The organism is Thalassotalea sp. HSM 43, from assembly GCF_004752005.1.
GTDB lineage: Bacteria > Pseudomonadota > Gammaproteobacteria > Enterobacterales > Alteromonadaceae > Thalassotalea_A.
In genome coordinates, this window is sequence record NZ_CP038493.1 from 2,518,673 (window position 1) to 2,537,678 (window position 19,006).

Annotated in this window: 15 protein-coding genes; 9 read left to right on the forward strand and 6 right to left on the reverse strand. The window is 43.3% G+C overall.

From position 1 onward, the window contains the following. Window positions 1-129 precede the first annotated feature (129 nt). Complete coding sequence (gene lpdA / locus E2K93_RS10855) at window positions 130-1,566, forward strand: dihydrolipoyl dehydrogenase (protein ID WP_135439109.1); 1,437 nt, start codon at window positions 130-132, stop codon at window positions 1,564-1,566. A 343-nt stretch (window positions 1,567-1,909) separates the two neighbouring features. Here the strand turns inward: lpdA and E2K93_RS10860 are convergent, their stop codons facing one another. The 5 genes from E2K93_RS10860 to E2K93_RS10880 all read right to left on the reverse strand — a co-directional run bounded on the left by E2K93_RS10860 (window position 1,910) and on the right by E2K93_RS10880 (window position 7,156). Further along, complete coding sequence (locus E2K93_RS10860) at window positions 1,910-2,986, reverse strand: DUF2955 domain-containing protein (protein WP_135439110.1); 1,077 nt, start codon at window positions 2,984-2,986, stop codon at window positions 1,910-1,912. Window positions 2,987-2,993: 7 nt separating this feature from the next. After that, on the reverse strand, window positions 2,994-4,217 hold the full coding sequence (locus E2K93_RS10865) for an HlyD family secretion protein (protein WP_135439111.1): 1,224 nt from the start codon (window positions 4,215-4,217) through the stop codon (window positions 2,994-2,996). A gap of 17 nt (window positions 4,218-4,234) precedes the next feature. Then, window positions 4,235-5,320, reverse strand: a complete 1,086-nt coding sequence (locus E2K93_RS10870) for an AI-2E family transporter (RefSeq protein ID WP_135439112.1) — start codon at window positions 5,318-5,320, stop codon at window positions 4,235-4,237. Continuing rightward, window positions 5,313-5,993, reverse strand: a complete 681-nt coding sequence (locus tag E2K93_RS10875) for a potassium channel family protein (protein ID WP_135439113.1) — start codon at window positions 5,991-5,993, stop codon at window positions 5,313-5,315. Before E2K93_RS10875 ends, E2K93_RS10870 begins: the two co-directional genes overlap by 8 nt. A gap of 185 nt (window positions 5,994-6,178) precedes the next feature. Further along, complete coding sequence (locus E2K93_RS10880) at window positions 6,179-7,156, reverse strand: metallophosphoesterase family protein (RefSeq protein WP_135439114.1); 978 nt, start codon at window positions 7,154-7,156, stop codon at window positions 6,179-6,181. 367 nt (window positions 7,157-7,523) lie between these two features. Here E2K93_RS10880 and acnB point away from each other — a divergent pair, with 367 nt between their 5' ends. Together acnB and E2K93_RS17850 are read left to right on the forward strand one after the other, a co-directional pair. After that, window positions 7,524-10,121 carry a bifunctional aconitate hydratase 2/2-methylisocitrate dehydratase gene (gene acnB / locus E2K93_RS10885; protein ID WP_135439115.1) on the forward strand — a complete coding sequence of 866 codons (2,598 nt, stop codon included), beginning with the start codon at window positions 7,524-7,526 and terminating at the stop codon, window positions 10,119-10,121. 85 nt (window positions 10,122-10,206) lie between these two features. Then, window positions 10,207-10,332, forward strand: coding sequence for a hypothetical protein (locus E2K93_RS17850; protein ID WP_267128052.1), 126 nt, complete (start codon window positions 10,207-10,209; stop codon window positions 10,330-10,332). Window positions 10,333-10,349: 17 nt separating this feature from the next. Here the strand turns inward: E2K93_RS17850 and E2K93_RS10890 are convergent, their stop codons facing one another. Beyond that, window positions 10,350-11,165, reverse strand: coding sequence for a hypothetical protein (locus tag E2K93_RS10890; RefSeq protein WP_135439116.1), 816 nt, complete (start codon window positions 11,163-11,165; stop codon window positions 10,350-10,352). A gap of 156 nt (window positions 11,166-11,321) precedes the next feature. Between E2K93_RS10890 and E2K93_RS10895 the strand changes: the two genes are divergently transcribed. The 6 genes from E2K93_RS10895 (at window position 11,322) to E2K93_RS10920 (ending at window position 18,843) form a co-directional block, all read left to right on the forward strand. Continuing rightward, the gene (locus tag E2K93_RS10895; RefSeq protein ID WP_135439117.1) at window positions 11,322-11,687 is read left to right on the forward strand and encodes a YacL family protein; all 366 of its coding nucleotides are present in this window, start codon (window positions 11,322-11,324) and stop codon (window positions 11,685-11,687) included. A gap of 255 nt (window positions 11,688-11,942) precedes the next feature. Continuing rightward, a complete protein-coding gene (locus E2K93_RS10900; protein ID WP_189637751.1) occupies window positions 11,943-13,061 on the forward strand; it encodes an efflux RND transporter periplasmic adaptor subunit in 1,119 nt (372 codons plus the stop codon). A gap of 4 nt (window positions 13,062-13,065) precedes the next feature. Then, a complete protein-coding gene (locus E2K93_RS10905) occupies window positions 13,066-16,200 on the forward strand; it encodes an efflux RND transporter permease subunit (protein WP_135439119.1) in 3,135 nt (1,044 codons plus the stop codon). Window positions 16,201-16,371: 171 nt separating this feature from the next. Further along, window positions 16,372-16,977, forward strand: coding sequence for a lipase family alpha/beta hydrolase (locus E2K93_RS10910; RefSeq protein ID WP_189637752.1), 606 nt, complete (start codon window positions 16,372-16,374; stop codon window positions 16,975-16,977). Between the two features lie 270 nt (window positions 16,978-17,247). Next, window positions 17,248-17,586 carry a P-II family nitrogen regulator gene (locus E2K93_RS10915; protein WP_135439121.1) on the forward strand — a complete coding sequence of 113 codons (339 nt, stop codon included), beginning with the start codon at window positions 17,248-17,250 and terminating at the stop codon, window positions 17,584-17,586. 12 nt (window positions 17,587-17,598) lie between these two features. Next, window positions 17,599-18,843: an ammonium transporter gene (locus E2K93_RS10920; protein WP_135439122.1), complete on the forward strand. Its 1,245-nt coding sequence runs from the start codon at window positions 17,599-17,601 to the stop codon at window positions 18,841-18,843. Window positions 18,844-19,006: the final 163 nt, after the last annotated feature.

Below are 19,006 nucleotides of genomic sequence, written 5' to 3' on the forward strand. Positions count from 1 at the left end.
TTTTCTTAAGCACTTTTAAACGCATTCACAATAGGAATTTTACTGCATGCCTGAACGAATTCAGGGGTGTAATTTGGTAGTCAATCACAGGTTAAGTATTGGCGCTAATTTCAAGAATTTGAGGTAAACATGAGCAACGAAATTAAAACACAAGTCGTGGTTTTAGGTTCAGGCCCTGGCGGTTATTCTGCAGCATTCCGAGCCGCAGATTTAGGCTTAGACGTAGTATTAATTGAAAAATACAGTAACTTAGGTGGCGTTTGTCTAAACGTCGGCTGTATTCCATCTAAAGCACTTCTTCACGTTGCTAAAGTGATTGATGATGCCAAAGACATGGCCGCTCACGGTGTTACTTTTGGTCAACCAGAAATTGACCTAGAAAAAATTCGCCAGTGGAAAGACAGCGAAGTTGTTGGCAAGCTTACTCAAGGTGTTGGCGGTATGGCCAAGATGCGTAAAGTTAAGGTTGTTAACGGTTACGGTAAATTCACCGGCGCTAACAGCATTGAAGTTGAAGGCACTGACGGTAACACCACAGTAAACTTTGACAACGCGATCATCGCTTGTGGTTCATCTGTTGTGAACTTGCCGTTCATTCCTGAAGACGACCGCATCATCGACTCAACAGGTGCCCTAGAGCTTAAAGACGTACCTGAAGAGATGCTTGTTTTAGGTGGTGGTATCATCGGCCTTGAAATGGGTACCGTATACAGCTCATTAGGCGCTAACGTTTCTGTTGTTGAGTTTGCTGACCAATTGGTACCAGCGGCTGACGCAGACGTTGTAAAAATTTACACCAAGCACAACAAACCACGCTTTAAATCAATCATGCTTTCAACCAAGGTTGTTGCCGTTGATGCCAAAGAAGACGGTTTATATGTAACGTTTGAAGGTAAAAAAGCACCAGAAGGTCAGGTTCGTTTTGACAAGATCTTGGTTGCTGTAGGTCGTAAACCAAACGGTCACTTAATTGCTGCTGATAAAGCTGGCGTTAATGTAGATGAGCGCGGTTTCATCAACGTAAGCAACGAGCTGCGCACTAACGTGCCACACATCTTCGCAATTGGTGACGTTGTTGGCCAACCTATGCTTGCTCATAAAGCGGTTCACGAAGCGCACGTTGCAGCTGAAGTTATTGCTGGTAAGAAGCACGTATTTGAACCACGTTGTATCCCTTCAATTGCCTACACTGACCCTGAGATTGCATGGGTAGGTGTTACTGAGCGTGAAGCGAAAGAGCAAGGCTTAAACATCGAAGTTGCTAACTTCCCTTGGTCTGCATCAGGTCGTGCAATTGCTTCAGCGCGTACTGAAGGTAAAACTAAGATGATCTTCGATAAAGACACTGGTCGCGTACTAGGTGGTGCTATCGTTGGTATCAATGCTGGTGAAATGCTAGGTGAAATCGGATTAGCGGTTGAAATGGGCGCTGATGCGGAAGATGTTGGTTTAACCATTCACGCTCACCCGACATTAAACGAGTCTGTTGGCTTGGCTGCAGAAGTATTTGAAGGTTCAATTACTGACTTGCCAAACGCCAAAGCGGTTAAGAAAAAGAAGAAGTAATTCTTTAATCGAATCGCTATCAAAAACGTCAGCAAGTGCTGGCGTTTTTTTATGGGCAAATTTTATCTAGAATACATTTTCTTAAAGACATTGGCTTGCAGACATTGGTTTGAGACTTTGGTTAGCAGTCTTTGACTTGAAAGCATTTACTTAAAGACGCTAAACCAACTGAGCCGTATTATTTAATTTATAAGATGTCGCGATTACGCTTACCCACTTAGAGTGACTCGAGTATTCAGACAAGACTACAATGAATCTCTTATCATTATTTGGCTATAGCGGTTCAGATATAGCGGTTCAGTTATAGCGGTTCGGCTTTAGTGGTTCAGACATGGCCGTTCTATTATGGCGGCGAGGCTTTTTGTTGCAGTTGATGATACTGGGCTTTGATTTGACTGAGCCAAGGCGTGGTCACATAAGCAGCAAAGACAACGTATGCGCAAGCAGCGCCAATCTGAAATATACGTATATAAAAGTCATCGGCGGCATTGCCATCTTCACCACTGCCTTTGGCAACAATAATAACCACCGTATTGAGTGCCATCGCATATAGTGGAGCAAGCCGTGAGTCAGAAAAAATGACCCGCCCTAAAGACGATATCAACACTAAAAAGACTAAGATCATAAAGGTGTAACTCGGCACCATAATTAAGGCATTAAAAATAACGATGGATATAATGCCGCCCATAATATTGCCGAGCAAAAGCCCCATCGCACCTTTCATACCGATAAGTACATCAGGCTTTTGGGCCAATATGGCAATAAACACCAGCACCAATAAATCTGATGTCAGACCAAAATAAAAAAAGAATATCATCGCCGGCATGATGATGATGGTACTGAGCAGCGCCAATTGAAAACCGATGACTTTATCACCAACATCAAATACGGGTTTAGGAGGGGCGGTGACCACATCCGGCTTATCGGGAATGATCTCGTGGGACAGCATGGTAATGAACAAGGCTAAACCACAAGAAATGATAAAATTTTGCGTCACAATACCGGCGATGGCAGGGTGCAATATGCCAAGCAACGGTACTAAGGTAAAACCTACCAATAACATGGCAATGACAAAATCATTACCGCCGCGATAACTCCAATAAGAAACGGCGAAAATAATTAACGTCATCACCAGCATGAAAACGATAGGGTAGTTAAGCAGCATGCTGGATATCAAAATGCCGCTAACAAAGGCGGTCGTTGCCACCATTAATAATGTGACAAGTACTTTAAATGGCATTTTACCGCTGCGATTACCCAAAAAGCTGCCGGTAAACACTGCGGTAATAAAAGACAGCGGCCAAGCAATCGCAAACGCTAATGCGATGGCGAGCGTCAGGCCAAAAGTGAGTCGCAACATTCTGATCACATCATCACTTTGACTGTGCAAGGCATGATGAATTGCGGTGGTCACTCTCATGGTTGTATTAATACAGGTAAGACATGTAAGACGTCACCCAAGCCCACGCTTTACCTAACTTGTCGAAAACAATATTGCTTTCCTCTGTGTAGGCGATAACGCTGACTTGGCCACCTTCGCGTAATAAGCGTTTAGGTATGCTGTCTGGCTTGTCGAATATGATATTGACCGAGAAACGCTGTGGATCGCGCATCCAACCGGTTGGTTTTTCAGGTGTAGGTAGGGCGCCTGGTTCATTTTTGTCAAAGTTAACACCAAAACCTATGGTGCCAATACTGCCCTTAAATATTTGACCTGGAGCGGAATCGAGAATGATATCGACCGGATCCCCAGACTTTAAGTTGCCTAAATTATTTTCTCTAAAGCTGGCTTCTATCCACACCGTGTCTTTGCCAATAAACGTCATGATTTGTTGGCCAACAGCGGCATAGTAACCGACGTTTATTTTCGCATAAGAGACCACACCATCACTCGGTGCGGATACTTTAGTACGACTAAGATTCAATCTAGCAGTGGATAACTCCGCCAATGCAGATAATAGTTTGGGGTTATTTTTACCCTCTTTGCCGAGTTTTTGTTTAGCTTGCTCGTAACCGGCTTCGGCATCGACGACAGCGAGCTCTGCCTGCGTTAAAACGCCACGAGCACGATCGCCATCAAAACCTGAAATAATGCCTTCTTGCTCGAGGATAAACACTCGGCTGGTGTTTATTTTCTTTACTTCTAAATCCGCTTTAGCTTGATCGAGTCGCGCTTTGGCGGAATCAAGTACGGCAGTATCGGCGCCGATTTCTTGTCCGGTAAGTTCAAGGTTGGCTTTGGCTTTTTCTAAAGCCAATTGATAATCCCTATCGTCGATTTCAAATAGTACTTGGTCTTTTTTGACCACCTTGTCACCGCCAACATAAATCTTTGACACTTTACCGGCAACTTGCGGTACCACAGGAATAACAAACGCTCTAATGCGACCTTGGTCAGAGATTGGCGTAACCCGATCGCCAATCACATACCAAAGAAAATACAACAATGCTAAAGATAACGTTATTTTAGAAAAACGCTTGGCAAAGTCTGGTTTAGCAGCTTTGCCAGCCGGCTTTTCCTCGCTAGCTTTTGCGTCTACGGCTTCTGACTTAGTTTCTGACTCAGCAGCTGAAGCTGAACTATGTTGTGCTTCAGCTGAGTCATCATTGACGCCGTTATCTTGCTGATTTTTATCGTTATTAGAGCTCATTGTACACCTTTACTGCGTTACTCTTCGGCGCTTTCCTGGGGCTTTGTTTGACGAGTATTAAGCCACATCAGCATCACTTGATAACCTAAGGCTAGAATCACCGCACCGGTAAATAAACCAATGATTCCGGACATTATCATGCCACCAATGGCGCCCATCAAAATCACCAGCATGGGGATGTCGGTACCACGACCGAGCAATAACGGTTTTAAGAATGCATCACTCATACTCACTAAAAATGAGTAGATTAAGAATATCACCGCAGGCGTGGTGTCAGCGACGGAGAAGTAATAAGCAGCAATAGGACCGAGAATTAGGATAGGTGGCAATTGCACGATGGCGACAATCAAAACTAACAATACCCAAATGCCCGCTGCTGGAATGCCCGCAACGACTAAACCAATACCAGCCAGTATGGCTTGCGTAAAGGCGATACCTAAAATACCGGCGCCAACACTGCGCACCGTTGCCACGCTATTTTTTAGGATTTCATCGCTTTTGTCGCCCATTAGACGAGAGAAGAAAATCTGACATCCTCTATTACAGGCCTCAGCATTGGTCCAGAATATGGCGGTAATGATCATCGAAAAAACGAATTGCAATATCACCCCACCAAAACTGGCTGCGGCGCCCAACATTGCAGAAAATGTATTTTTGATTTGTTCAGAATACTGGCTAGCAAAACCTTCGATGTTGGTGGCAGCTTTCTGCCAAGCGGCATAGGTTTTTTCGCCAATTAATGGCCACTCTTTTACCTTTTCACTTGGCGGTGGTACATCAAGGGTACCTTCTTTTAATTGCTCTCCTACTGAACCAATCGCGTCGATTGCGGATGTCGAAAACGTTACAGTTGGAATCACTAGGGCTGAAATACCAATAATGGTGAGTATGGCTGCCGCTAAGCCGCCTTTGCCACCTAAACTGGTTTTTAGCTTATTAAATAGTGGGTATAACGCGATAGCAATAATCGCCCCCCATGCAATGGGAAGTATAAATGGCCTAATGATGTCAAAACAGGCTATCCCAAGTATCATGCCGGCGATAATGACTATACCGGCATCTATAATGCTGCGGCTAGTATCGCTAAGGTTTGAATTATTCATCGTCTTGCCCTTCAGGTTTATTGGATTTAGGTTCTTGTACACTCGATAATCTGGAGCCAACCAAACTAGCGACCAGAATGGCTATATAAAACTGACCAATGATGGCTTCAAGGTATACAAAAAAACGGGTTATCGGCACAATTGGCGAAATGTCGCCATAGCCTAATGTGGTAATGGTTACGAATGAAAAGTAAATAAAATCAGGCAGTAGCTGATGCCAGCTAGTGCTATCACCAATGCCGGTAAAGGCATTGCCAAATAAAATTTCGAGTAGGGTGTACAGTACCGCCCAAATCAGACCAAATAAGACATATAGACATATTGATCCTAAAATCGTGTTGCCAGTAACTTCACCGCTAAACAGTACCTGTTTGGCGGTTTTAAAGGCGGTCAAAACTAGAAACACCAACAGTAAAAATAAATGGAAATAATTTTCACTGTTATCATCAAATAAATTGCCACCGACAGAGAAGGCAATGATCAATACAGGCAGCACAAAACGGCGCTTGTCACGCTTTTGTACTCCCCAAACAGCGAGCAATAGCGTAAGCACCGTTGCCGACTGCACTAGGCGTTGCCAAGCGGGGTCGACACTGTTTTGTACTATGGTCACTGCAAACAGCAGTAATGCTAACGACCAGGTTAGGTAGATAAAATTATCTTTATCAGTCATTAAGGTGAGCAGATCCTGTCAGGTTTATTTTTGTTTAACATGCTTTAAAAGCATAGTTTAGCGTTGCCAATGCTGCCAATTTTTATACAAACTAAGCAGTTGTTTATTATGAATTTATATTGAGTTCAGCAAGGCGTCAGACAACGCCTTGTTGTAGATGAGATTAAAGCCAGTGAATTGCAGGCTTATTTACTTTTGGTACAGTCTGTAGCAGAAAAGCATAGCGTATCGCCTTTTGCAGGAATTTTACCTGTTTTGTCAATCATGCCGTCGAGTTTAATATTGAGATAGGTCGGCTTATCATCGGATAAAGCGACCATTGTGATGTGGTCCATATTTTGGCCTTTACCGGCAAACATTTTGCCACCGGATGTTGCCAGTTGAATGTAGTCCATGCCAAAGCGATGGGTGTGTTGATACATATGTACATGGCCGTTAAAGACGGTATAGCTTCTATCCTTCATTGCATCTTCTATCAGCTTAAAGTTGCTCTCGTTTTCGTCTTGCCAAACCGGTTTATGCATAAACAGAAAGGTCCAACGTACCTCGTTGTTTTGCTTTAATACCTTTAATACATAGTCGGTTTGTTGTTTGCTTATCTCGCCATAATGACGTTGTGGCATTTTCGCGTATTCCGTATCGGCAAATTGATCAGGGTTGGTTTTATAGACCTCAATGGCTTTATCGCGTTTTTGCTTTAATTCAATGAAAAATTCATCACTAAAATCTTCACTGTCGATAACGATAAATAAGGCATTTTTATAGACGAAATGGTAATAGCGTGGTCCAACTGTCGATTCATACCAGTCACGCATGACGCTGTTGGATATGTCATGGTTGCCAACGGTCGGATAAAAATTAATGTCAGGGTTATTGAGGTTGGCTTTAAAGGTTCGCCATTCTTTGTTCATTTGCGCGATGTCTTCGGTACCGCCTTCGATTAAATCACCAATACTCATTATAAAATCGGGCTGCAGTCGGGCAATGCCTTCGGCTGCAACATTAAAAACTCCCGGACGTTCACCACCGGTTAAATCGGCAATGACGGCAAAACGAACTATGTCGGGCTGTTCTTCTGGTGCGACAAATTCTGGTGCTTTTGCCTGTATGGCAAAACAGCCAATGAAAAAAGTTATCAACACAAAGGTCTTTGTATGTGACATCTGTTGTCCCGTTAATTTACTCAACCAAACAAAGTATAGAATCTAAATCGGGGTTGAAAATAAATAACCTGCCACAACATCGCTTAGCCCTTAGCCCTTATGCCTTGTTCTCTAATTTAAATGTAATCGTCACCAAAATGTCATCCAAGCTAGGCTAAAATAACAAACGGTTCTGCCCTGAATCTATACCGAGATGTAAATCAATATAAACGCCATGAATACCAGATATAAATTTAATTACTGACTTGTGTATTCAGTTTTTGCGCCAGATCCCGTATAATTTGCGCGGTTAAAAATCACAATAAACGAGTGTTCAGAACAGGGTTAACACCCGGTACATTCGTTTTATGCAAGAGAGGAAAGCAAAGTGCTTCAAGATTATCGTAAACACGTAGAAGAGCGTGCGGCAGAAGGTATTGTTCCTAAGCCACTAGATGCAGAACAAGTTGCTCAGCTAGTAGAACTTGTTAAAAACCCACCAGCAGGCGAAGAAGAGTTTCTTTTAGACCTTCTAACCAATCGCGTGCCTCCAGGTGTTGATGATGCCGCTTACGTTAAAGCTGGCTTCTTAGCCGCATTAGCTAAAGGCGAAGCAAATTCACCAATCCTTAATGCTGAACGTGCTACCGAATTACTAGGTACCATGTTAGGTGGTTACAACATCCAACCTATGATCGATTTATTAGAAGATGAAGCGCTAGCTGCTACCGCCGCTACCGGTCTTTCTAAAACACTTCTTATGTTCGATTCTTTCTATGACGTAAAAGAAAAAGCTGACGCGGGTAACGCTCAAGCTAAAGCCGTTATGGAATCATGGGCTAATGGTGAATGGTTTACTAACCGTGACGCCGTAGCTGAGAAGATCACGGTTAAAGTATTTAAAGTTACTGGTGAGACTAACACCGATGACTTATCTCCAGCACCTGATGCTTGGTCTCGTCCTGATATCCCTCTACACGCCAAAGCAATGTTAAAAATGGCTCGTGACGGTATCAACCCAGATCAAGACGGTACGATTGGTCCAATCGCACAAATCGAAGAACTACAACAAGACAACATTCCTCTTGCCTACGTAGGTGATGTTGTTGGTACCGGTTCATCTCGTAAGTCAGCGACTAACTCAGTACTTTGGTTTATGGGTGATGATATCCCATACGTACCGAATAAGCGTGGTGGTGGTGTTTGTTTAGGCGGTAAAATCGCCCCTATTTTCTACAACACAATGGAAGATTCTGGTGCATTGCCAATCGAACTAGACGTGCAAGCAATGAACATGGGCGATGTGATTGATATCTTCCCATACGAAGGTGTTGTTAAGCGTTCTGGTACGGACGAAGTTATCTCTACGTTTGAGCTTAGCCCGGTACTTCTTGATGAAGTTCGTGCTGGTGGTCGTATTCCTCTAATCATCGGTCGTGGTCTAACTGGCCGTGCACGTGAAGCACTAGGTCTTGGTGAAACTGATTTGTTCAACAAGCCTGTTGATGTTGCTGACTCTGGTAAAGGTTACACCCTTGCACAGAAGATGGTTGGTAAAGCATGTGGCGTTGACGGTATTCGTGCTGGTCAATACTGCGAGCCGAAAATGACAACTGTTGGTTCACAAGATACCACAGGTCCTATGACCCGTGACGAGCTAAAAGATTTAGCATGTCTTGGTTTCTCTGCTGACTTAACCATGCAGTCTTTCTGTCATACCTCTGCTTACCCTAAGCCAGTTGATGTACAAACTCACCACACATTACCTGATTTCATCATGAACCGTGGTGGTGTATCACTTCGTCCAGGTGACGGCGTAATTCACTCATGGTTGAACCGTATGTTGTTGCCTGACACTGTTGGTACAGGTGGTGATTCTCATACGCGTTTCCCTCTTGGTATTTCATTCCCTGCGGGTTCTGGTTTGGTTGCATTTGCTGCCGCTACCGGCGTTATGCCTCTTGATATGCCTGAATCAGTATTGGTTCGCTTTAAAGGTGAAATGCAACCGGGTATCACTTTACGTGACCTAGTACACGCTATCCCTTACTACGGCATCAAAAACGGTCTATTAACCGTTGAGAAAGCAGGTAAAATCAACGAATTCTCTGGTCGTGTACTAGAGATTGAAGGCCTTAAAGGTTTGACCGTTGAGCAAGCATTTGAATTATCTGATGCATCTGCTGAGCGTTCTGCTGCAGGTTGTACCATCAAGCTTGACGAAGACGCTGTTAAAGAATACCTTGAATCAAACGTCGTTATGCTTAAGTGGATGATCTCTGAAGGTTACGGCGATGTTCGTACCATCGAGCGTCGTATCAACGGCATGCAAGAGTGGTTAGCGAACCCATCACTAATGGAAGCTGACGCGGATGCAGAATATGCCCACGTTATCGAAATTGATTTAGCCGATATCAAAGAGCCAATCGTTTGTTGTCCTAACGACCCAGATGATGCCAAGCTTCTTTCTGATGTTGCTGGCGACGAAGTTGATGAAGTATTCATCGGCTCTTGTATGACCAACATTGGTCACTTCCGTGCTGCGGGTAAATTGCTTGAAAACTTTGGCGGTACTTTATCAACACGTTTGTGGGTTGCTCCACCAACTAAGATGGACCGTGATCAGTTAACCGAAGAAGGTTATTACTCAATCTACGGTAAATCTGGTGTTCGTATCGAAACTCCAGGTTGTTCACTGTGTATGGGTAACCAAGCACGTGTTGCTGACAAGGCGACCGTATTGTCCACCTCTACTCGTAACTTCCCGAACCGTTTAGGTACCGGCGCTAACGTTTACTTAACGTCAGCAGAGCTAGCTGCCGTTGGCGCTATCGTTGGTCGTTTACCATCTGTAGAAGAGTACATGGAATACGCTAAGCAAATCGATGCAACAGCAGCCGATACTTACCGTTACTTGAACTTCCACAAGATGGAAAGTTACACCAACAAAGCAAAAGAAGTTGTTATTGCCCAAAACGTAGCATAACTACAGTTTAACTAATAACACTATAAAGGGTCGCTAATGCGGCCCTTTTTATTGTGTGCAGATTGTCCTGGACGTTTTCATAACTATGGCAGTGACTATTGCCATGAGCGTTGCCATGAACCTTGCCATGAATCTTGCCATGGGCATAGTCATGGGCATTACCAGAACTTTTGTCGCAAGATTGCTACCAACGCCAACCGCTAATTTTTAATGGGCTTCGCTCACAGTTTATTCGCCTTTGCGTTTATATGCTTCCATGTGCTTGTTCATAAATTCTCGGTAGTATTTATCCGCTTTGCTTTCACCGCAAAAGCTTGCCGAGTAAACCGTCCCCAAATTATCATCGATAAAACTTAAATCAGTACTTTGCTGACACCAGCCATCTTTTTTGATGATGGTTTCATTTCCTATGACCGTGGTATTTTCAGCGTCTATTTGTAATTGTGTTTTTACTAATGGTTTAATCGGCGCTGCTTGCCAGTTCGGTAAAGGGCCATTATCGTTTTCCGGCTTTTGCATATCTAACAGACTTTGTTGTTGCAGCTTTTCAGCAAACTGCATGCGTGTTTTATAGGGATTAAAGTCATTGCCTTGTGTGTCTTTTGCCATCACATCTTTGCTCGAGCTGGCGGGACTTGCTGAAGGGGATTGCTGTTTGCTTGTTGGTTCCGTTGCTTTATTGTTGGCGATGTCGTCATTGTTGTCTTCTACCTCTGCATGGTCGTTGGACTCAGCTTTTAATTGGGGTGCTAACTGAGGCTCTAGTTCAGGCGCTTGCTCAGAAGTTAACTCAGGTCTTAACTCAGGTGCTAACTGGGTCTTAACCGCTGTTTTTTTCGGTGAACGATAAATGTAGCTTTTGATATTTTGCTTAGGTGTATCGATGAGATTTGCGTTTTCCTGCCATTGTTGGCGATTACTGAGCTTGTCGACGCCAACGGATTGCGATAAAAACACCGCAAGTAAAACAAGGTGCAGCAACACTGACAAGCTCAGTGCGTTAACCAAGTTCAGTTTTGATTTTTTGGCTCTAGAAGCGGTCATAGTCCCTGTTGTTATCAAAATATGTTAAATTATTGTTAACTCCAATGGGTCGTTTGATGTTGTTAACGCTTTTTAGTTTCCAACATAGTAAAATTAACGCGTTTATCATCTACTTTTTATGTTAAGTAACTGTTTTAACAGCAACCCAGAGCAATTATGGACTATCAATTTACCCTCGACTTTATTAATGGCCAGCCTTGCGCCGAGTTTAACCTTGAACATCATGTATTCGGCCCGTGGCTTGAAAGTGAAATAGGCACCGACCAATCAAAATTTAATGCCGTGCAAGCGCTTGTTAATGCCAGCGAAACCCGCAGTGATAAGCTGCAACTGAACGGTAAAGAGTATTCATTGAGTATAGAAGAGGGCGAGGCTACCGTTTTTGCGAACATTATTTGCAGTGACCAAGACTTGCCCGAGCGGTTAATTGATGATGTAGATAATTTCGATATGAACCAAACGGCGAGTTGCGGCGTAGAAGACTTACTGGAAATGCTTAGTGCCTGGCATCAGTTTTGGTAAATCAAAGTAAATTATATAGGCGATTGAGTTAAATCACTTTATAGTGAAAAAATAGAAGAAAAATTAATGCTTTAGCGCTATATTTAAGTGGCTATATCAAGGTTTTAAAAATCATTAACGCGGTACTTAGCAATGACTAAATTACATCCTCAGATTCAAGCTCAAAACCCGGCCCCGCCGAGTCGAACGAAAAACATAATAGTGCCAATAGCGATCATCCTTGCTGGCATTCTAGGGTTTGTGGGTCTCGCTTCAATGGCGCAAAAGCCGGAGAAGAAAGAGATAGATATTAGTCCACCACTGGTTAAGGCCAGCGACATTGAAGTCAAAGATATAGTATTTGAAGTGACCAGTCAGGGCACCGTAAAGGCACGTACCGAAACAGTAATGATTTCTGAAGTGTCAGGACAAATTACTTTTGTGTCCGATAAATTACGAGTTGGCGGTTATTTTTCTAAAGGCGAATTAATGCTGGAAATTGATCCTATCGTCTATGAAGTAAATTTGCTCGAAGCGCAATCACGTCTAGAATCGATGCAAGCCGAGTTTATTCAAGAACAAGCCCGTTCAGATCAGGCCAAAGAAGAATGGCGCATGACCGGCAAACCATTAGATGATGCACCAATTTTAGCGTTACGAACACCGCAATTACAAAAGGCGAGAGCCGATGTAAAAGCCTCGCAAGCGGATTTGAAAGAAGCACAAACCAAATTAGAACGCACCAAAATATATGCGCCTTACGATGCGTTATTGGTCGAAAAATACGTCGATATTGGTCAATACGTATCGATAGGTGGTCAATTGGCGAAGACCTTTGCCATAGATTATGCCGAAGTGCGACTGCCGGTCAAACAATCTGATTTACGCTTTTTAAACTTGCCAAAAGTAAATGAAATAGGCGATACCTCGCGTCCTGTTAAAATCATCTACCACGACGGCTTTAAAGTCGATGAATGGTCATCATTCATTGCTCGCTATGAAGGTGTAGTCAGTAATGAATCCCGTGTGCACTATATTGTCGCGCAAATTGACGATCCCTATAACTTGAAAAATCGTGAACATGACGACGAAGTGCGTATTGGCATGTTCGTTAATGCGGTTATTCAAGGTAAGAAAGCCGACAATATCGTTGTTGTGCCAAGAGAAGCGATTCATGGCACCAATGTGCTGCATATCATTGATGCCAACAACAAGCTCAAAGTGATCGAGGTTGAAGTGGTGCGTGCTCAAGGCGAAGACGTTTACGTGAAAAATAATTTCAGCGCTGGCGATCGCATAGTGATGACCAGTTTACGTACCCCTGTGCAAGGCATGCCGCTGCGCGTTGAAGGTGAGCAAGTTGCCGCAATAAAGCCTGAACCAGACTCGGAGTAGCATCATGGAGCAGCAAGAAAAACTCACGGGTATCATTGCTTGGTTTGCTCGCAACAGTGTAGCTGCCAATTTAATGATGGTGTTTATCATCATCATGGGTATTTACTCTTATTTCAATATCACCAAAAAGATGTTCCCGGAATTTAGCCCTAATACGATTATGGTTACGGTGACGCATCTTGGTGCCTCACCGGCCGATGTCGAACAGTCGGTTATTTTGCAAATCGAAGAAAAGTTAGAAAATGTACAAGGCTTAAAGCGCGTTACTTCGGAGGCAACTGAGGGCCTTGCTACGGTGACCATCGAGATCAATTCCGGTTATTCACTGGAAGACAAGCTCAATGAAATTCAAATGCAAATAGACACCATCACCACCTTTCCCGCACAAATTGAGCGACCCTTGGTGATGAAGCAAGAGTTTCAGATGGATGTACTTTGGGTATCGGTTAATGGCCAGATGGACAGGCGCACTCGACAGGAGCTAGCGCAAGACATTAAAGATGAAATAACGGCATTACCAGACGTCAACATTGCTGAAGTGGTTGGTATTCGAGATTATGAAATATCGATTGAGATATCGGAATTGCAATTACTTGAATATGGCCTGACATTTGATGAGATCTCACAAGCCATTAAGCGCTCTTCGCTTGATTTACCCGGTGGTACCATTAAATCCAGCGGTGGCTATATCCAATTACGCACAGAAGGCCAAGCCTATACTGGGCAAGAATTTTCTCGTCTGGTATTACGCACTAATTCTGATGGTACCCATTTGACCCTTGGCGATATAGCCAACGTTAAGGACGCCTTCGTTGAAGATGAAGGCTTCGCGTTATTTGATGGCAAAAACACCACCAGTATTCGTGTTCGCTCTACCAGTAATCAAAACGATTTAGAAATTGCCAAACAAGTACGTGCTTATGTTGATAAAAAGCAGCAGTCACTGCCTGAAGGTGCCAATGTAGAGGTCTTTGCTGACTCGTCGTTTTATTTGAGCGAGCGCCTGACCATGATGTTTGAAAACCTCATGCTTGGTGCAGCACTGGTGTTTTTAGTATTAACCCTATTTTTACGAGTGCGTGTCGCTTTTTGGGTTATGGTCGGCATTCCAATTTGTTTCCTTGGCGCATTTATGATGATGCCGTTATTAGGAGATTTCTCAGTAACCGTAAACTTACTCAGCTTATTCGCCTTTATCATGGTATTGGGTATTGTCGTTGATGACGCCATTGTTATCGGTGAAAGCGTCTATAGCGAAGTGCAAAATAAAGGCCACTCGGTTGATAACGTTATCCGTGGCGCGCATCGAGTCGCTATGCCTGCGACCTTCGGGGTTCTAACGACCATTGCCGCATTTGCGCCGCTGATTTTTATTGACACCAACTTCTCTGGCTTTTTCCAATCAATCGCCATCGTGGTTATGCTTTGTCTGGTTTTCTCTATCATTGAGTCGAAGTGGATCTTGCCAGCGCATTTAGCGCACATGAAGTACACCGAGATTGATCCGGACAACGCCCATATTGTGCATCGTATTCAATTGCGCTTTAAAGCGTGGCTCGACATCTTTATTAAAAACACCTATCTACGATCGATTACCTGGTCATTGAAAAATCGCTATACCACCATGGCGGCGTTTATCGCTTTGTTTTTTCTTTCAATTGGCTTAATTGCCGGTTCATTGGTTAAAACAGAGGTGTTTCCTAGTGTGCCTAGTGACTTTATTCAAGGGCAAATCATTATGGAGGACGGTATGGCACCGGAACGACGTAATGAGGCATTGCAGCGGGTTATTGACTCAGGCTATGAAATGGCAGAGGAAAATCTCTATCAAGGGGAAAGCTTTATCCGTCATATCATGGTGTTTACCAACGGCAATCTCGCTGGCGGTTTTTTGATGGAATTAAATAAATCAGAGTTTCGTGAATTAAACGCCTTTGAGATTGAAAAATTATGGCGCGAACAAATAGGCGAAATCCCTGGAGTTAAAGAGCTCCGCCTATTTGCCGGTACCAATGCGGGTGGTGGCGCCGCCTTAGAGTTCCAACTAAATGGTCTGGACGAGTATGAGCTTGAGCAGGCGGCCTTGGAAGTGCAGGATAAACTCGGTGAATACGACGGTGTGTACGACATCCGTAATTCTTTCAGTCGTGGTAGTGAAGAAATTAAATTGTCGATTCGCCCTGAAGCGGAAGTGCTGGGCTTGTCGTTATCCGATCTCGGTAAACAAGTACGTCAGGCATTTTATGGCGATGAAGCGCAACGTATACAGCGTGGACGTAATGAAGTGAAAGTTATGGTGCGCTACCCTGAAGAAGAACGTCGTTCAATCACTGACTTGGAAAACATGTGGGTTCGTACCCCAAGTGGTCAGGAAGTGCCGTTCTATCAGGTTGCTGATGTTGAAATCGGCCAAGGATTCTCAAAAATCACCCGTATCAATAATAAACGTACCATCAAAATCGCTGCTGAAATTGACAGTGAAAAAGTCGAGTCTCGCAAGGTGCTTGGTGAATTCAATGAGCAAATTATCCCTGCTATTTTGGCTAAATACCCGACCGTAAAATATGGAATGGAAGGTGCGAGTAAAGATCAACAGGACTTTTTGCAGCAGTTAATGTTTGCGGCAGTAACGGCGTTATTTTTAATTTACGGTTTGATTGCCATACCAACCAAATCATATACCCAACCACTCGTGATCATGTCGGTTATTCCGTTTGGTATCATTGGCGCCATCTGGGGACATATGATCGTCGGTAAAACCATTAATATGATGTCTATGTACGGTTTTATTGCGTTATCAGGTGTTGTCGTCAATGACTCGCTGATTTTGGTCGACTTTATTAATCGTGCCAAAAATACCGGTATGCGAATGATGGATATCGTTATTGAAGCGGGTATGCAACGTTTTCGTGCGATATTGCTGACATCACTTACCACCTTTTTTGGTATTTTACCGATCTATTTTGAGACCAGTTTACAGGCGCAGTTTATTATCCCAATGGCAATATCACTGGGCTTCGGTATTATCTTCGCCACCGTAATAACGCTATTTTTGATTCCGAGTCTGTATCTGATACGAGAGGATATAGGCAACCAATTTAAGCGCAAACGACAGCCATCGAATTTAACCCACGGTTAATTCAGTAGGCAAATCAATCGCATTAACTCGTTTGAGTTGGTGCGATTTTTATTTGCTTGGTCGCTAAACTGAGTTTGCCAAGCGAATAGTTTTATAGCAAAATCAAAGCGCCTACCCTCATTAATCTGATTTGGAGCAGAAATGAAAATTGTCATATTACACGGATTGTTTATGAACAAAATTATCATGGCTCCGCTGGCCAATCGCCTTGTGCAGCTTGGCCATATCGTCGAAAATATTTCTTACCCAAGTACCAAAGCAGACAAAGAAAAATTGTTTCACAGCATTGATAAACGTGTTGGTGATGGGCCGACAGTATTGCTCGGTCATTCACTTGGCGGGCTTGTCGCAACGGAGTATTTATTTACTCGTCAAGTATCGGTTGAACGCGTACCGTTAGTGATAACTCTTGGCACGCCACATCAAGGCGCACAAATTGCCGAAGACATGAAAAAAGTAAACATTCAACATCTGTTAGGTTCTTCGACTCAATTTGGTTTATTGCCTAAACGATTCACTAAATCTTGGCCTGTGCCGCAAAAGCTTATCTCTATCGCGGGTTCCATTAAAATTGGTGCTAGGCCACTACTGGATCGGGTATGGCGCGACGGAGTCGAGGACTCTGATGGTACAGTGAGTATTGCTGAAACTCGCATACCAGGCATGACAGAGCACATTGTACTTAATCAAACTCATACATCTTTGGTGTATTCGAAAGACGTGGTGAGTATCATTGATGAGCGATGTAAGGCACTCGTTAGCGACCCAGACCACTAACGATTAATAAACCAAAGTCGGTTTTTATATCGATACTCCTTTCTAATATTAGTTTCTGTTACTCACTTCTTTCGGCAGCTTCTGTTTTAGGTATTTCTGCAAAAATAATTAGCACAGTTTTAAAGCAATATGGCGGTCGCAACGCCCCAACTTGGTGCGTTGTGTTTTCGTTATTAAGCTGTAAATCGTTTAAGTGTTTGTTTTTGTTGGTTTTATATTTGTTGGTACGCAACTTGTAACCATTAACCCAGCAACTATTAGGGGGCGATAATGAAATTAATAAACGCAATAATTAAACCATTCAAATTAGACGACGTCAGAGAAGCTATTTCTGAAGTCGGTGTCGAAGGCCTAACCGTATCAGAAGTACGTGGTTTTGGTCGTCAAAAGGGTCACACCGAATTATATCGCGGTGCTGAATATCAAGTAGATTTCTTACCAAAAGTAAAACTAGAAATAGCGGTAAAAGCAGAAGATGCTGAACGTGTTGTTGAAGCCATCAGCAAATCTGCACATACCGGAAAAATCGGTGACGGTAAGATTTTTGTATATGACTTGGATCAAGCGGTACGTATTCGTACTGGTGAGCTTGATACTGCAGCGCTTTAACAGGGGGATAAAATGGAAGAGTTAACGACATTAACAGGTACAGTAACCGAACTTAGATTCGCGCTTGATACCTTTTACTTTTTGTTGTCAGGTGTATTAGTAATGTGGATGGCGGCAGGTTTTGCCATGCTTGAAGCGGGTATGGTTCGTTCTAAGAACACTACTGAAATTCTAACTAAAAACATTGCGCTGTATTCAATTGCATGTGTGATGTTTTTGTTGGTTGGTTACAATATTATGTACGTAGATAACGCTGAAGGCGGTATCTTACCATCAATTGCCGGTTTAATTGGTACACAAGCGGAAGGTGCTGATCACTCTCTAGAGTCAGACTTCTTCTTCCAAGTAGTATTCGTTGCTACTGCAATGTCTATTGTATCGGGTGCCGTAGCTGAGCGTATGAAGCTTTGGGCATTCTTAATATTTACCGTTGTTTTAACAGGCTTTATCTACCCAGTTGAAGGTTACTGGACTTGGGGCGGTGGTTTCTTATCTGAAGCTGGTTTTAGCGACTTCGCAGGTTCTGGTATTGTTCACATGGCCGGTGCCGCTGCTGCACTTGCTGGTGTATTACTGTTAGGTGCTCGTAAGGGTAAATACGGTAAAAACGGTGAAATCTTCCCAATCCCAGGTTCAAACATGCCATTGGCTACGCTTGGTACTTTCATCTTATGGATGGGTTGGTTTGGTTTTAACGGTGGTTCTCAATTGCTTCTATCTGATGCTGAAAACGCAACCGCTGTTGGTCAAATTTTCGTTAACACCAATGCTGCTGCCGCTGCAGGTGCTGTTGCCGCACTATTACTTAATAAAGTAATTTGGGGTAAAGCAGACCTAACCATGATTCTAAATGGTGCATTAGCTGGTTTGGTAACGATTACCGCTGACCCACTATCTCCATCTCCACTGTTTGCAAGCTTACTTGGTGCACTTGGTGGTATGTTAGTGGTACTTTCAATTACCTCTCTGGATAAAGTCAAGATTGATGATCCAGTAGGTGCTATCTCTGTTCACGGTGTTGTTGGTTTCTTCGCGCTAATGGTTGTACCATTTAGCAACGGCGATGCAACATTTGGTGCTCAGTTATACGGTGCATTCGTTATCTTCGCATGGGTATTTGCAGCAAGTTTTGCAGTATGGTTTGTATTGAAGAAAACCATGGGCATCCGTGTTAGTGAAGATGAAGAATACAATGGTGTGGACAAATCTGATTGTGGTGTCGAAGCATACCCTGAGTTTGTCTCGCTAAAAGGATAATAACAATAACGACGCTAGTTGGTTAAAGTTTAGGGCCGGTTTATACCGGCCCTTTTTTTATTATTAATAAATAGTTAGCGACTGTTTTGTTGAATTATTAAACACCACTCAAAGACAAATTCGTTGTTTTTTCGCTTTGTCGACTGATCACATTGCCGATTGC

Excerpts from the sequence above, each read along its gene's own strand:
- lpdA (WP_135439109.1), top strand. The coding sequence starts at position 130 with ATGAGCAACGAAATTAAAACACAAGTCGTGGTTTTAGGTTCAGGCCCT.
- E2K93_RS10875 (WP_135439113.1), bottom strand. The coding sequence starts at position 5,993 with ATGACTGATAAAGATAATTTTATCTACCTAACCTGGTCGTTAGCATTA.
- E2K93_RS10900 (WP_189637751.1), top strand. The coding sequence starts at position 11,943 with ATGGCGCAAAAGCCGGAGAAGAAAGAGATAGATATTAGTCCACCACTG.
- E2K93_RS10870 (WP_135439112.1), bottom strand. The coding sequence starts at position 5,320 with ATGAATAATTCAAACCTTAGCGATACTAGCCGCAGCATTATAGATGCC.
- E2K93_RS10905 (WP_135439119.1), top strand. The coding sequence starts at position 13,066 with ATGGAGCAGCAAGAAAAACTCACGGGTATCATTGCTTGGTTTGCTCGC.
- E2K93_RS10920 (WP_135439122.1), top strand. The coding sequence starts at position 17,599 with ATGGAAGAGTTAACGACATTAACAGGTACAGTAACCGAACTTAGATTC.
- E2K93_RS10895 (WP_135439117.1), top strand. The coding sequence starts at position 11,322 with ATGGACTATCAATTTACCCTCGACTTTATTAATGGCCAGCCTTGCGCC.
- E2K93_RS10860 (WP_135439110.1), bottom strand. The coding sequence starts at position 2,986 with ATGAGAGTGACCACCGCAATTCATCATGCCTTGCACAGTCAAAGTGAT.
- E2K93_RS10865 (WP_135439111.1), bottom strand. The coding sequence starts at position 4,217 with ATGAGCTCTAATAACGATAAAAATCAGCAAGATAACGGCGTCAATGAT.
- E2K93_RS10890 (WP_135439116.1), bottom strand. The coding sequence starts at position 11,165 with ATGACCGCTTCTAGAGCCAAAAAATCAAAACTGAACTTGGTTAACGCA.
- E2K93_RS17850 (WP_267128052.1), top strand. The coding sequence starts at position 10,207 with ATGGCAGTGACTATTGCCATGAGCGTTGCCATGAACCTTGCCATGAAT.
- E2K93_RS10880 (WP_135439114.1), bottom strand. The coding sequence starts at position 7,156 with ATGTCACATACAAAGACCTTTGTGTTGATAACTTTTTTCATTGGCTGT.
- E2K93_RS10915 (WP_135439121.1), top strand. The coding sequence starts at position 17,248 with ATGAAATTAATAAACGCAATAATTAAACCATTCAAATTAGACGACGTC.
- E2K93_RS10910 (WP_189637752.1), top strand. The coding sequence starts at position 16,372 with ATGAACAAAATTATCATGGCTCCGCTGGCCAATCGCCTTGTGCAGCTT.